This is a genomic window from Anabaena sp. 4-3, assembly GCF_001597745.1.
GTDB lineage: Bacteria > Cyanobacteriota > Cyanobacteriia > Cyanobacteriales > Nostocaceae > Trichormus.
In genome coordinates, this window is record NZ_LUHJ01000074.1 from 61,220 (window position 1) to 77,650 (window position 16,431).

Consider the following 16,431-nt stretch of genomic DNA (forward strand, 5'->3'; position numbering starts at 1 on the left):
CAAGCTAAATCTGCCATTATCTCGGCTCAAGATTCCTCCACAATCAAAGCTGATGCAGGTGCAGCATCTCTAGCAGCATCATTCGCAGGTGCGGTTGGTGTTTCCTTGTCTATCGGTGTTGCCCTAGCTGATAACTTGATTTCTAACGAAGTCGAAGCCTATATCAACAATGCAGATAACTCCTTCAAGACAACCACAGGCAATATTTCACTATCTGCTACTACTGATGCAACTATTGAAGCCGTATCAGTCGCCGCTTCTTTAGCAGCAGGATTTGGTGTCGCAGCAGGTATAGCCTTGAGTGGTGCAGGTGCGGAGTCTAAAAATACAATTCTGGGCAAGACTAACGCCTATATCAGTAATAGTGTACTTGATAGTGCCAGTGGAGTTAGTTTAACGGCAGCAAACTCCGCTAACATTGATGCCAAGATTGCCGCCACCTCAGCATCTGCTGGTGGTGGGGCTGCTGGTGTAGGAGTTGCCATCGGTGCAGCGATCGCTAATAACTTCATTGGCTATGAGGGGGATACTCATAACCCTGCCCAAGTGCAAGCTTATTTGCAAAATTCCAGCGTCATGGCTACAGGTGACTTAACCTTGAGCGCAGTTGCCAATGGCAATATTAACGCTGGTGTGGGTGCAGGTGCGATGGCTATCGCTGCTGGTGTTGGGGGAGGTTCTGGTAGTGGTTCAGGAGTGAACACAGTCAATAAAGTAGGGACTTTAGTTAAAGCCTTTATTGATGGCGATCGCACCACGGGTATTAGTGCTGCTAACATCAGTTTAACGGCTAATGATACCTCAACAATTACGGCTGATGCTGCCTCTGTTGCCGTAGCCGCTACATTTGCCCTTGGTGGTGCTGCAACAGTGGGAGTATCTCTGGCTAAAAACGAGATTGCCAATGATGTTCAAGCCTTTATTCGGAATATTACCCATAGCTTCACAACTACCACTGGTAATATTCAGTTAACCGCCACAGAAACAGCGTCAATTACAACTTCCTCAGTAGCCGCATCAGTAGCAGGAGGAATTGTCGGACTAAGCGGGGCTGGTGCTGAAGCATTGAACAATATTAATAATTCTACTCGGAGTTATATATCTGCTTCTAAACCAATTACCGCCCAAGGTAACGTCACCTTAACATCATGGGATAGCTCAAATATTCAAGCATTAGCCGGTCAAGTATCAGGCGGTACAACAGCAGCAGTTGGTGAATCTATTGCCATCAATAACATCGGCAACCAAATCATAGCAGAAATTAACAGTTCCACTGTCACCGCCACCACTGGTGATGTCACCCTCAATGCTAGTTCCAAAAATGCTAATTCCCAAGAAGCAAACATCAAGAGTTTCAGCGTCAGTGGCTCACTTGCTCCTGGTTTTAGTGGCGCAGGTGCGGTAACAGTTAACAATATTGCCAATGTGATTCAGGCGAATATTGTCAATGACTCAAATGTGCAAGCTAGTGGCAATATCAATTTAACTGCTCAAGAAGATGCCAAGATAGAATCTTTCGCTGGTGCTGTATCTTTGAGTATAGTAGCCTCTGATGGTGCTTCATCCGCTACAAACAACATCAGCAGTCAAATCATTGCTGAGGTGAATAAATCGACACTCACAACATCAACAGGTGCAGTCAATCTCAATGCAATTGCCACAGGCATAATTGATTCTACAGCCGCCGGTGGTATTGGTGCTGGACTGTTTGCTTACGGTGGGGCTATAACTGAAAATAACCTCAGTAATACGGTGAGAGCTAATGTAGCTAATGATGCGAAAATTAACGCTCAGGGTGATGTCAACTTATCAGCCAAGAATACTGCAACCATTCAAGCCTCGGCGGGACAAGTTGCCACTGCGGGTGGTGCTGCCTTTGGTGCATCTGTAGCTGTGAACAACTCTGCTAACACGACACAGACATATATCAGTGATAGTAATGTTACTTCTATTGCAGGATACGTGGGTGTTATAGCGGAAAATACAGGCACAATCAAGAGTGAGTCAGCAGGGGCGGCTGTTGCTGACGGTGTAGCACTTACAGGGTCAGTATCAGTTAACAATATCACTAATACCACAGAGAGTTATGTTAAAAATACAACTATCTCTGGTTTCAATGGTGTAGAAATTGCAGCCAAAGACGAATCAACAATTAAGTCTTTAGCCGGACAAATTAGTGTTGGTATTAGTGGGGCTGGGGTTGGTGCGGCGGCAGCTTACAACAATATCGGCAATGTTGTGAAAGCCTATGTTACAGCCGATGATGGCAAAGTCACAAATATTCATACATCAGGTAATGCGATCGTCAGTGCATTAGACAAAGGCACAATTGAAACCATCGCTGTTGGTGGTTCTGGTGGTGCAGTGGTAGGGGCTGCTGGTTCTGTAGCAGTCAATCAGATGAGTAACAACGTCTATGCGTTTGTCCATAAAAGCAACATCAAAGCTCAAGGCAGTGTCGGTATATTAGCAGATGCCACCCACTCAATCATCACTGAAGGCGGAACGTTGAGTGGCGGTTTACTGGGCATAGGTGGCACAATGGCAGTCAATGATTTTAAAAATACCACCTCTGCCTATGTGAATAATTCCGCTATTGATGGCGTTGGTAAACAAAGTATCACAATTCCTCAAACGGATGGCACTGGTACAACACAATCCTTATTTGGTGTTGCGGTACTCGCCACAAGTCAAGATAATCTCGACGTAACTATTGGTACTACTAGCATTGGTGGTTTTGCCTTTGTGGGTAGTATAGCCGTCAATTCCTTCGAGAATCAGACTCAAGCCTATGTTAAAGATGTTGCTATCAATGCCACAATTGGCTCTACGATTCCTGAACAAAGCGTTTACATCAAGGCTTTCAATGACAGTACGGTAAATGTTAATGCTGGTACTGCCGGGGTTGGTGGGAATGCAGTAGGTGTTGGTATTGATATCACTACCATGAAAAATGCTACCACTGCATACATCGACTCTAGTGATCTGATCTTTTCTCAAGGATCGATTGTCAATGCCAACAAAGACTTAATTGTAGAAGCTAAAACACAACAATCCTTAACCTCTGATGTTGTTGCTTGGGGTGGAGGGTTAGGTTTTAGCGTTCAGGGAGCAGTTTCCATCATTAACGTCAGCAGTGATATGTCTGGTGATGCTATCACAGCTATTAGCGATACTCTCAGCATAGTAGCCGAGCAACTAAAAGAGTTGGACAACATGGGTAAAGATAGTAATGGCGAATCAAACATTACTACCAATAAAAATATCTCTAATAGCAGGGCGTTTAGCTCCACCGATGGCAGTACGATTGATCTGAAGAATCATGGCTTCACAGATGGAGAAGCAGTTGTTTATGAGTTAGTAGGCGATGGTACAGATACATCTGGCTTAAACAACCAGCAAACATACTATGTCAAAGTGATTGATGAAAATAGTTTCCAACTGTCTGCAACCAAAGACGGTGCAGCAATTACTTTGAGTCAAGCTGGAGATGAACAACAGCAATTTCTCAAACCTGAATCTACTCTCCCCAGCCTGACGGGAACTACAGCGTTTATTGCGGGAACTGCAAGTGCTAGAAGTAACTTAATTGTGAATGCTCATGAAACCACCAAACTGAATGCTTCAGTCACAGGCGCATCTGTTGGTGCTATAGGTGCGGGTGCAGCGATCGCAATTGCAGATATTACCCATAATGCTAAGGCTTATGTAGACGCAATTTCGAGAGTCAATGCTGCCAACACAACTATTCAATCCACTGGGTTTGTAGACTCGACAAAATTAACCGCTCAAGCTGGTGCTGCTGGCGGTGCGGCTTTAGGTGCGGCGGTTGCTTATCTCACTTCTGACAATAACTCGACGGCTTACATTGGTGAAAACACTACAGTAAATAGGAATGGACAAGCTCAGGTAGTTAATGTCATTGCTGATTCCATTTCGCGGTTAGAAACAGATGCTCAGGGAGCTAGTGTCGGTGCTGCTGCGGTTGGGGTTGTATTGACAAAAGCTGAAGAAACTGGAGCAACTTCAGCATATCTCGATCAGGGTGTGCAAGTTCAGCAGACAAACAACCTCAATATCACTGCAAACGTCGATCAATTAGTGAAAGCAACTGGTTTAGCAGCTGGTGGAGGTATTATTTCCGGTAATGGTGTTGACGTTCAGGTGAATGTTAATCCTCAAATCAATGTATACATTGGTGAGAATAATCTGATTAACGTTGCTCAAGATGTCAATGTGATCTCGAATGTGATTTTAGATGGTGATGCGGCTGCGGAAGGAGATAATTATGGCGGGTTAGCAGTTGGTTTAGCCTTCTCTGAAGTTAATTCTCAACCCACAATTAATACTTATGTGGGAGCAAATACTATCATTGAGGCTGGGAATGTTACCGTTGAAAGCCGTGCCGGTGTTCCCATTGCGATCGCTGACACAAACATTGATCCTAGTCTTGCAGTCGATAACACTGCCCGTACCATTACCTTCAGCAACGAGCATAATTTGCAAACCGGTAATCAGGTGATTTACTCGAATGGTGGTGGTGATGACATTGGTGGTATTAGCAATGACAGAACTTACAATGTCATTGCGGTTGACAGCACAACTGTCAAACTCGGTAGTGAGTTTCAGGGAACAGCCGTAGATGAGCAAGCAAACACCATTAGATTTAATCAAAATCACAATCTGAGAAATGGCGACAAGGTAATCTATGAAGCTGCAAATGGTACAGCTATCGGTGGTTTAGTTTCAGGCAATCCTTACTACGTCAAAGTTCTGGATAATAAAACAGTTCAACTAGCCGAAACTCAGTTCGTAGTTAGTTTTACTTATAGTTCAGACAATGACAATAATCAAATTACACAGGAAGGACACGGATTCAATACAGGCGATCGCGTTGTTTACCAAACATCAAGACAAGCTTTAATTGGTCTAGAATCGAATAAAGCTTACTATGTCATCAAAGTTGACGCTAATAATTTCCGCCTAGCCAGCACTTTAAGCAATGCTCAAGCGGGTACAGCCCTTGACATCGGTAGCAATGATCATCAACACCAGCTTTTCCTAGCACCATCCCAAGCTGTGAATTTAGCAGGTATCAATACTGCGATTACAATTAATAATCATGGCTTCCAAAACGGCGATCTGGTGATTTATCAGCGTCGTACTGCTGAATTTAGAATTGTCGAGGAACTCCCAGCAAATATTCCTCCTGCCAGCAATAACTTTAATAAAAATACTGATTTAATCAGCAACGATACCTTTACCTCTGCCAATCACGGATTCCAGACTGGCGATCAAGTCATTTACACTACATCTGGAACAGCATTAGGCAATCTGACCAACAATACCACCTATTACGTCATCAGAGTAGACAGCGATCGCTTCCAACTCAGCACAACTGAAAATGGTGCTGCCATTGATATCACCACAGCACCCAAAAATAGTATCCACCAAATCACTGCTGTAGGACTTCAAGGTTTACAAGAAGGCATTAGCTACTATGTTGTTAACTCCTCTCAAAATAGCTTCCAATTAGCAGCGACAAAAGACGGGGCAGCATTAACCCTAGACAAGTCAGGCTTAACCGGAACTGGTAGCGTTCATTTGTTTAACAAACAAAGCCTAGTAGACTTAACAGCAAGTAACACTGATCAGCATAACCTGCATCTAGATTTAAATAATTCAACTGCAACAGGTACGAACCATCAACTCATAACCACCGCTTCGATAACCATACCCAGCCAAGGAGATGGCAAATTTTCCGCCTATGCTGAAGGTGCTGTTGGAGCATTGGTTGGAGGGAATGGTACTCAAGCCACTTTGAACATTTCCCCAACGGTGACAACATATATTGCTAGTGGTGCATCAATCACAACCACCGGAAATGTCACCATCAAATCCCTATCCGTTGCAGAAGTTACCAGTTCAACTGATTCAGATGTACTTGGGGCAGTAGCCGTTGGTGATTCCAGAATTGATGCAAATGTCACCAACACTAACAAGACTGACATTCATGCTTCTGCTCAGATTAATGCCCAAGGCAACGTCAGCATTACCTCTCAATCAGACCATACTTTTAATATTTCTGGTTATGGTGCAGCCGGTTCACTAATTACCTTTGCTGATGCCGAAGCCCATGCCACACTCACCCATAACACTCAAACCAGTATTAATGATAGTGCCAGCATCATTGCCGGGAATGAACTTTTAGTTGCATCCTCCAGTAACACCAATGGCAATGTCAAAGCAAAAGCCGATGGAGTTGGTTTGTACGGTGATGCGGATGCAGAGACAACATTCCGAGTCAATGGCACAAATCAAACCAATATCAACAGCAATGCTGCCTTAGAAGCCAGAAAACTCACGGTTGCCGCCACAGTTGACAACCTGAAAGTCCACGCCCGTGGGGAAGCAACAGGAGGCGGATTTATTGGTAATATTGATGCCCATGCCACAGTTGATTTAGCCGACACCAAAGCCGTTGTCAATCTTAATGCTAATAGCAGTCTCATCGGTGATTTTGTTAACCTCTCAGCCACCTATCAGAACGTCAACAGCAATTCCACAACCTCAGCAACCTGTTTTGCCTTCGGTGGAGATACAGATAGTGCAGTTACCAATAACATCCCCTTAGCCGCCACAGTTTGGACAGATAGCGCATCCCAGATACAAGCTTACAAACTGGATGTAGAATCAGATTTTGCTAACTTAAATTACAAGAGTCATGCCTATAGTGAAAGGTATTTCTTAGATATTGGTTCTGATTCCACAGACAACAACTTTGAGCCAACCCCAACGATTGATTTCAATTCCCAAGTTACCTTGGTGGCCAGGGAAGCTAACCCAATTTTGATTGTTGATCAAGCAGGACAAATTCACCAACAGAGTGATAATGTTACTGCCACAATTACTGATACAGATGTCATTGTTGATGATATTAATAATAGTAATATTGGCGCAGTTAACTTTATTATTCCTGACCGTAGTTCGGAAATGGCAAGCAATGGAAAATTTGTTGACAGAGGTGTATATACAATTTCCGATCCTGCTTACAGTACGGTGCAAATTGATAATTATTCTGCCAAGAATTTGATTATCAATCATATTAATGTTGTCAAATCTGGGGTAGTTCCGCAGATTAACTACAATGTCAATGTCGATGATACAAACATCGCCCCGACTATTCCCACTTTGCAACTACCTTTAGATATTAATCCGACGGTAGTAACTATTAATAACTGGGGTACTTCTAACCTAATTCTTCAAGGTGTGATTGATAATCCCCATGATCGCACTATTCTTTACAGTGGCGGCAATATTTTCAGTCAAGGAGCGACACAAGAAATTATTAGCCGTGACCTGAAAATGAAAGCTGTAAATGGTAGCATTGGCACGAGTGAGCAACGTGTAGCGGCTCAATTGATTCAAGGTTATAATCCAGTTACCGCAGATGTTCCAGCTAGCAATATTTATCTCCATGTCCAAGCTAGTCACTCCAATTATTTAGACTTAACTGCTAAGAGTTACGATAGTAACCCGGTGACAGTAGATGTCAAACAAATGACTGCTAGCAAAGGTGAAGTAAATATCAAGATTGGTCAAACCACAAATCAAAACGACACAGCAATTTCTGCTCTTTATAAGTTTACTGATACCTTGGACAATAACCAAAGCATTAAGACTGGTAGCAATATTGTCATTGACGCAGACACAACCACCACCAATATTGATACGAAGAATATTTTCTTCGGTACATCCAACCTGCTGAATATAACCACAGGTGGCTGGATTAAAGCCAATAATACAGCAAGTGCAAAAGTTAATATACAACAGGCTGTGAGTCATCAAGATACAGTAACCATCTCTGGGGTAGATATGTTTATTGTCAATGATGCACTTGTCAAAGCTACTGATGTGAATTTAACTGCAATCAGTTTGAGCATATTAGATAATGCTCAGGTGCAAGCCTCGAATAATGTCAATTTATTGGTAGGAAATAACTTCCAAATTAATGAGTTTGCAACTATCACAGCTACTAACAATGTGATAATTAGAGGCGATTACAACAACCCAAGTTTAATAGGAACTACATTTACAGTTGATGGTTTGATTTCTGCTCAATCACTAGGGATTTATGGTGGTAGAAATAAAAATACTTTCAACATCAAACAATTAGCTGCAACGACTACTATCAACACAGGTGGGGGAGATGATACTGTGAATATTGGTAGTAGTCACACTGGTTACACAGGTTTGAACAAAATTCAAGGCAGCTTGAGTATTTATGGAGATACAACGGCGAATAACTCTATTCTCAATATAGATAATTCCCAAGATACATCTAGTCGTTCAGGAGTGTTAACAGATACAAATCTCACTGGCTTAGGTATGGCTCACGGCATTTACTATAATGGCTTTAAGTTCCTCAATATTAAGCTAGGTAAAGGAACGAATAACTTCACCATCTTGAATACAAATGCAACCACTAATATAGATGGTAGTGCGAGTGCCAATAATAACTTCCGCATCGGCCCTAATTTAGATACGAATGGGAATGTTCTCAACGAAACGGTAAATGGTAATATAATTTCTGGAAGCAATATTTTAGGGACTAAAAATCCCACCACAATCACCACAGGAAACGGAAACAATAGTTTCCAAATCAACCGTAACCAAGGAACCCTAAAAGTTCAAGGAAGAGGTAATAATAATTTTGTAGTCAGCACACCAATTAATTCTTCAAGATTATTACCTAATGGTGTAGTTGACCTGACTCAGACATCTGGTAACGTTACTATTAAGAAATCTGCTTTACAAGAAACTGTTGTCAACAATGGTTCATCAATTAACGTCGTGAATAGCCGCTTAATACTGCTACCTCCCAATAGTAACCCGATTATTAACCCAGGCTCTACAGGCACAACTAATGTTAACCCATTCGATTTATCCATTTTGGGTAGGAGAAGCACAGCTTATTCTCCTGTTAATATCAGTCCAATTATCTCACTTTCTTCTTTAGCTACTCGCAGTTCCTCTAGTTCTGGTACTAATACTTCGGCTAGTAGTGGTTCTTTACTACTAGGATTATCTGTCCGTTAGTAATTGAGTGAAAAGGCTTGATTTTCCCAAGCAAGCGAGTAGCTCAGTCGGTCAACATAATTAAAGATAAAATGATGATGCGATAGATACCCGACTTCTTTGAGAAGTCGGGTATCTGGGTATGACGTTTTTTTAAGTTGAGAGTTAATTGTCTTTAATTTGGAATTTGGAATTTTGAATTTTGAATTGTAGCTTACCCCTTTGGGGAAGCGAGCTACGCGTAGCGTCTCCTAAAGAAGCGACTGGACAATGGTAAAATTTGTATTCATAGCCGTCTACTGCTGGTAAAGATTGAGTTTCGGCTGTACATTCTTTAACGGCTTTGTCTACAGGCGCATGAAAATTTACCAGCCACAAATCAAACGGTTTTGGTAAGGCTTGTATAGTATTTGCTAGGGTAGTAGTTGCAGTCTGAACATCTTTGTCTTGATGTGCCAGCAAAAATAAAGAAGCGGGAGAGTCAATATCTTGTATTCTCAATTCCCTAGCTATTCCCATCATCTCACCTATCTGTACGTGGGTGATTTGTGTTGTGGCAATGAGAACGGGAACTTGAGAGGTTTGTTGAATTAATTTCACGAACAGGTCAGGACGGTAGTATTTTTGATAACCTAAATTGCAGATGACTGTAATTGCACTCACAAATCCCATCAACCAAATTAGCATCACGGCTTTTTTACCTTGATGACTGTGCCAAGTTACAGCTAGACTAGCTCCCAGTAAAACAATTACAGCCGGAAAGTAAACGAAGTTATAACGCGCACCTCTGGTTAAGTCTATACCCAAAAAATAGGTAAAGACAAAAAATAAAGCGATCGCACCCACAACTAACCCAGCCAACACCCGCGTCACAAACTGAGTATCTGGTTGTTGTAGTTGCACCTTCAACCCACGCACTAAAATCGGTGCAGCCCATATCATAAATATCAGCATCACCAAGCCAGAAGCAATCACAATCACTAACTGATGTGCTTCCACGGGTAGCAAATACAGCATTGTCACCCAAGCTGCAAACGCCTGAAAAATCGGACTTAACCAAGCCAAACCCTCACGGGGTTGCTGTATCCAGTCTGTTAAGTCTTCACCATAGCTATTTTGTAAGAAAATTGGTATCCAAACTATAGCAGCGACAAATGTACCGAACACTACAGCATAAATCCGTCGCCACGGAGGAGATAAAAAAACTTTAGGGTTAGTTTGGATTTGTTGCCAAGCTAGCACTATCAACACTAAGGCTTCTGTGGCTAGGGTAAGAACAAAAAAGTAATGGGTAGCAATGCCCAAGGCGTTAATAATTACCCAGGTTAATGCTATGAAAATAGGTAGTTGGGTGTGCTGTTGGATGTGGCGAGTGGCAATGATGAAGCAAACGAAATTAGCAATTACCCACAAAATTGCTAAGGTGTAGTGACGGGCTTCCTGTGCCAAAAATATGGCGTAGGGTGACACAGCCATCATCGCCGCCGCTAAATGTCCGACTAAGCGCGAGCGAAATGTCATCCATCCTAAGACATAAATAGCGGGGATAGATGCAGCCCCGAAAATTGCCGCCAGCGATCGCGCCCCCCACAGAGAAACTAAACCCTGTTGTGCAGGAAATAACCGCATCCACCAGTGAGCCAAAGCAAAGTAAATTGGAGGATGGTTGGTTTCATGACTGAGATTTTGCCAGACAGCCGGAATATTTGCCGTGGCTTGGGGTTGTAGTGGTTGTAATAAAATATCAGGTGCGATCGCTTGATCTAAAGGTACTCCTAAAAAACTATTCCCCAAGCTAAACACCAAGGTAGAAAATTCATCAGTCCAAGGAGGCTTGGCAGTTAAATTAGTTAAACGCAAGCCTAAACCGATGAGTAACCACATCAGCAACAATAAAGGATGAAACCAGCGAGATGAGATGGTAGAGTGCCAATTATACAAACGCATTGATTCCTTGCAACAAGCCACGCACCAGAACAAGTCAATTTGTATATCTTAGACTGCCATTGACTATTTAAGTTCGCTGGTTATTTCACATCTGTAACTCGCCAGCTAAGTTTTAAGTTTACCCAGAAATTCCAGACGGTAGCGACTGCGATCGCAATCAGGTTAGCAATATAACGGTTAGGCAGCAGGAAATTAAACACCAAATTCAACACCAGCACATTCAACATTAACCCAGCCAAGCAAATCACATTGAACTTCAAAAATCGCTTCAGGCGTTGATGCCATTGTCGCTGTCTCATAGAGACATCCGCAAATGTCCACGCATCATTCCACAAGAAGTTATTAAAAATAGCAATTTCCCCAGCCAAGATTTTACTGCGAGTCAGAGGCCAAGCCAAGGTAGACGGGTCACTAAGTAAATACAGCACTGCCATATCCACAAATACCCCACTCAGCCCCACCAAGCCAAACCGCAAAAATCGACCAATAGGAAAACCTGCACCTTGATTAAATCGCCCCATACCACCAGTAGACAACCGCAATCTGATTAAATGGTGAATATATTCTACATATTGCTTCCAAGTAACTTTACTTTCTCCCTCTTGACGTTCACAGAATACATAACCCACTTCGCTAATACTATCAACATTGCCCCGTCCAATCACCTCTAGGAGAATTTTGTAACCTACAGGATTAAGTGTTGCACCCACAATACTATTGCGTCGCACCATAAAATAACCACTCATAGGATCAGAAACTCTTCCCAACACTCCCGGTAAAATAATCAATCCTAATACCTGCGCGCCACGAGATAAGAACCGCCTCACCGCACTCCAACTACTCACACCACCGCCATCTACATGACGACTGGCTACTGCTAAATCTGCCCCCTGTGCAATTTGAGCCAGCAATTGCGTCAATACTTCTGGTGGATGTTGCAAATCTCCATCAATTACCCCTAAGACACTCCCCCTCGCCACCTGCCAACCCCGAATGACTGCGGAAGACAGTCCCCGTTCTTGTTGTCGTCGCATCACCCGCAATTGTGGATATTCCTGAGTCAGCAAGTGCGCTACTTGCCAAGTCAAATCAGGACTATCATCATCCACAACAATTAACTCATAGTCTTCTGGGATAACTTCATCCAGGGTTTGACTTAATATCCTGACAACATGTTCAATATTGTCCCGTTCTTTATAAGTGGGAATTACCAAAGAAAAATAGACATTATTGGTGGACGGTAAATCCGCAATCTGTAGCGGCCCAGTGGGAACTGTTAACAGTGTATCAGATGAGTTGACGTTCATAAAAGAAATTGTGATTGGCGAAATGAAGTATACGAGTATGCAGAAGCTAGTGATAACTTGGTAAAGAATTCTACTAATAGGCAGATATTAGTTGGTTTCCATCTCATATATAGTCATCGCAATTATTCAAATTTTACCCTCAATTTTAACTGCTATATATCTAGTTATTTTGTGCATCTAGTTGAACCAATCTCGCGAATTAACCTGATTTATATATTAAGTCTGGAATTAAGTTTATTAGGAGATATTTAGTGAATTTTTTGTCAATCATTATCATGGTTTAAAAAAAATCTTTATTCATCGTTTTTTCAAATTGAGGTAATTATTACATGAAAAAAATAATGTTTTTTTCCGGACAAGATACTTTGAGCAACGTCAAGATTTTAATTATCATCATTCTAGTATTAAGCTTTACCTTTAGGTTTATTAATCTTGATCAAAAATCATATTGGGATGATGAAGCTTTTACAGCATTACGTATTTCTGGTTATACAGAATATGAAGTGGTTGAAAAAGTATCCAGTGTTGAGAGAGTTAGTGTCACAGATTTATCTCAATATCAAAGTCTTAATGCAGAAAAAAATTTAATTGATACCATTAGCTCTTTAGCGTTAGAAGAAGCTCAACATCCACCACTATATTATGTAATGGCTAGATTTTGGATGCAGTGGTTTGGTAACTCAATGGTATCAATTCGTGCTTTAGCTGCTGTAATTAGCTTACTAGCTTTACCTAGTATCTATTGGTTGTGTGTAGAGTTATTTGGTAGTTCTGGGATAGCATGGCTAGCTGTACAATTGTTAGCAATCTCACCCTTCCAGGTGCTATATGCTCAAGAAGCGAGAGAGTATAGTTTATGGATAGTGACAATTTTGCTATCTAGTGCCTCACTGCTCAAAGCAATTCGCACTAATACAAAAATATCATGGGGAATCTATGCAGCTACTTTAGCCCTGAGTCTTTACACCTTTCCTTCCTCTGTCATTGTTGCCGTAGCACATGGGGTTTATATCATCGCCATAGAAGGTTTTCGATTAACTCAGAAACTAATTACCTATATTTTGGCATCACTCGCTGGGTTACTAGCTTTTTCTCCTTGGTTATTGGTGATTATTACAAATTTATATCATCTTAAAAAGATAGTTGCGGGGCAAGGTGGTATGCCTATTTTGTCTTTGATGAAAACCTGGGCATTTAACCTCAGCCGGATGTTTATCGATACCAATCACGAAAGGGCTGTCATCAATTTTGGTTTTGAAAATAACTTGACTTATTTAATTCAGGTAAGTTTGGTAGGACTAATAGTAGTATTGGTAGGATATTCTATCTATTATCTGTGTCGTCACTCATCTAAAAAAGCATGGTTATTTATTTTATCATTAATTTTAGTGACTTCACTACCTATCATGTTAAAAGATTTAATCTATGCGTCAACAAAATCAATTATTCCCCGCTATTTAATTCCTGGCTATTTGGGAATTCAAATATCTGTAGCTTACCTGCTAGCAAATAAAATTAGCTCAACTGCTTCTCAACAAAAATTTGGAAAAATTATGATGTGTGCGCTATTTTCCGGCGCAATCTTTTCCTGTGTGATGATAACGCAAGCCAATGACTGGTGGACTAAGAGTCATAGTGATACAAATCTCCAAGCTGCTAAATTAATTAATCAGGTTGAACGACCGCTTTTGATCAGTGATGGTAGCATGGGGAGAATATTAGGTTTGAGCCATCAGCTAAACTCACAAGTTCAGTTACAACTAAAACCTTACTGTCACACCTGTCGTGTGCTTCCCCCGTCTGTTGTCAAGCAAGATATTTTCAAAATTCCTGATGAATTCGATGTATTTTTATTTGCTCCTTCTGTTGAGTTAAAAAAGGCTATGGAGCAAAATAGCAATTATCAACTTCAGCCTTTAAGTATAGACCTGTGGCGCATAAATAAAGCAAGTAATCAATAATAAAGGTTTCTAGATGCAGGATTAAGTCATATTTTGCACCATTATCAAGCAGCTTAACATGGGAATTGTCAACAACATACAACTCAGAATTTTGGCAAATCTCAAGTAATACCGACCCAACAAAAATTATTAAGCTGTGTTAGTTAAATCTGTTGTTATAATTGAATAAATGATTATGGGATAGATACCCGACTTCTTTGAGAAGTCGGGTGTCTGAGCATGACCTTTTTTAACCTGAGCTAATTAACACAAATTTTGTTGTTAAATGTTTTAAGGTACTGTGAACCATAAAACTATTGATGCTATTCTTGATCGCGCTGTCTTAGGGTGCGATTTATCCCCCAGTGAGGGAGTGCAGCTACTAACCCAAACTGAACCAGAAGCGATCGCCTCCATCCTCGCCACAGCTGACAAACTGCGTCAGCAGCAAGCCGGGGAGACAGTGACTTATATAATTAACCGCAATATTAATTTTACTAACATTTGTGAGCAGCATTGTAGTTTTTGTGCATTCCGGCGAGATGATGGTGACGCTGGTGCTTACTGGTTAGACTGGGCGCAAATTCTGGAAAAAACCCAAGATGCTGTACAGCGTGGGGCGACAGAAATCTGTATGCAGGGAGGATTAAACCCGCAAGCGCAAATTAACGGCAAATCTTTGTCTTACTACCTGAAGTTAGTAGAAACCATCAAGCAGGAGTTTCCGCAAATTCATCTCCACGCCTTTTCTCCCCAAGAGGTGCAATTTATTGCTAGGGTGGACGGCTTGAGCTATGCTGATGTGATTCAGGCTTTAGGTGATGCTGGTGTGGGTTCTATGCCAGGAACAGCAGCAGAAGTATTAGATGATCAAGTGCGGCGTGTGTTGTGTCCAGAAAAGATTAACACGGCTACCTGGTTAGAAATTGTCAGTACAGCCCATAAACTGGGTTTACCTACCACCAGCACCATGCTATCGGGACATATTGAAACCCCAGTGCAACAAATTGAGCATTTAGAAAAATTGCGATCGCTGCAACAAACTGCGATTAATCAAGGATACCCAGCCCGGATTACAGAATTTATTCTCTTACCTTTTGTCGGGCAGGAAGCACCAAAATCTTTACGCCGTCGTGTCGGACGAGATCAACCAGTATTGGCAGATGCTTTACTATTAGGAGCAGTAGCCCGGATTTATTTGGGTAATTGGATTTCTAACCATCAACCGAGTTGGGTAAAACTGGGACTAGCTGGGGCAACAGCAGCCTTGCAATCCGGTTGCAACGATATTGGCGGCACATTAATGGAAGAACATATTACCACAATGGCCGGTGCTATTGGTGGTACTTGTATGGATGTTAACACCTTGGAAAATGCGATCGCTGCCATAGGTAGACCATTTCAACAACGAGACACTCTTTATGGCAGGGTGTAGGAGGCAGGAGGTGAGCCACTGCGGTGGACGGCTAATATTGACTTGTAGAGACGTTGCATGCAACGTCTCTAAAAATATCCAGTCCCTTCCAGTCCCCAATCCCCAATCCCCACTCAACACTCTCTTGCTCCTTAAGCTACCAATCCAAGATAGGATGGACGTTGATTTACATAGATTTTACATATTGCTTATGAATCGCTATTGGTCGCGTCTGCTTGCCCTAATTTTGGTTGTGGTGATTGGCTTAGTGGGCTGTGGTAGTCGAGATAGTTTGACAGGGGATTACCGTCAAGATACTTTGGCTGTAGTCAGTATCTTGAGAAAAGCCATAGAATTACCCCAAGATTCACCAGACAGAGCCGTAATTCAAGCAGAAGCCCGGCAAAAAATTAATGACTTTTCTGCTCGTTACCAACGGGCTAACTCTGTATCTGGACTTAGCTCCTTTACCACCATGCGAACCGCGCTTAACTCCCTAGCCGGACACTATAGTTCTTACCCCAATCGCCCCGTACCCGAAAAACTCAAGAATCGCTTAGAACTAGAGTTTGATCAGGTAGAAGCCGCACTCAGACGAGGTGGTTAAACAGTTAATTCACCCTCCCCTGACTGTAAAAATATCAAGTCGGGGGTGTGCTTTTGAGCATCAGGTGGCAAAGCTAACAAATATCCCCTTAGTGGGATGTTATGTCTGAAGCAAGTCTAATAAAACTTTAATAACTTT

General features: G+C 41.9%; 6 protein-coding genes. 4 read left to right on the top strand and 2 right to left on the bottom strand.

The window, feature by feature from the left end:
- Positions 1-105 precede the first annotated feature (105 nt).
- On the top strand, positions 106-9,099 hold the full coding sequence (locus A3775_RS24810) for a hypothetical protein (protein WP_231867055.1): 8,994 nt from the start codon (positions 106-108) through the stop codon (positions 9,097-9,099).
- Between the two features lie 144 nt (positions 9,100-9,243).
- Here A3775_RS24810 and A3775_RS21880 read toward each other — a convergent pair whose 3' ends face one another.
- Both A3775_RS21880 and A3775_RS21885 read right to left on the bottom strand, forming a co-directional pair.
- Positions 9,244-11,025, bottom strand: coding sequence for a glycosyltransferase (locus A3775_RS21880; protein WP_231867056.1), 1,782 nt, complete (start codon positions 11,023-11,025; stop codon positions 9,244-9,246).
- A gap of 80 nt (positions 11,026-11,105) precedes the next feature.
- Positions 11,106-12,332: a glycosyltransferase gene (locus A3775_RS21885; protein ID WP_066383066.1), complete on the bottom strand. Its 1,227-nt coding sequence runs from the start codon at positions 12,330-12,332 to the stop codon at positions 11,106-11,108.
- 329 nt (positions 12,333-12,661) lie between these two features.
- Between A3775_RS21885 and A3775_RS21890 the strand changes: the two genes are divergently transcribed.
- From A3775_RS21890 to psb27, 3 genes are all read left to right on the top strand, one after another.
- A complete protein-coding gene (locus A3775_RS21890) occupies positions 12,662-14,293 on the top strand; it encodes a glycosyltransferase family 39 protein (RefSeq protein WP_066426780.1) in 1,632 nt (543 codons plus the stop codon).
- A 280-nt stretch (positions 14,294-14,573) separates the two neighbouring features.
- On the top strand, positions 14,574-15,707 hold the full coding sequence (cofH, locus tag A3775_RS21895) for a 7,8-didemethyl-8-hydroxy-5-deazariboflavin synthase subunit CofH (RefSeq protein ID WP_066426782.1): 1,134 nt from the start codon (positions 14,574-14,576) through the stop codon (positions 15,705-15,707).
- 190 nt (positions 15,708-15,897) lie between these two features.
- On the top strand, positions 15,898-16,293 hold the full coding sequence (gene psb27, locus A3775_RS21900; protein ID WP_066383071.1) for a photosystem II protein Psb27: 396 nt from the start codon (positions 15,898-15,900) through the stop codon (positions 16,291-16,293).
- The last annotated feature ends 138 nt before the right edge of the window (positions 16,294-16,431 follow it).

Coding starts and splice junctions, on each gene's coding strand:
- psb27 (WP_066383071.1), top strand. CDS start 15,898: ATGAATCGCTATTGGTCGCGTCTGCTTGCCCTAATTTTGGTTGTGGTG.
- A3775_RS21890 (WP_066426780.1), top strand. CDS start 12,662: ATGAAAAAAATAATGTTTTTTTCCGGACAAGATACTTTGAGCAACGTC.
- A3775_RS21885 (WP_066383066.1), bottom strand. CDS start 12,332: ATGAACGTCAACTCATCTGATACACTGTTAACAGTTCCCACTGGGCCG.
- A3775_RS21880 (WP_231867056.1), bottom strand. CDS start 11,025: ATGCGTTTGTATAATTGGCACTCTACCATCTCATCTCGCTGGTTTCAT.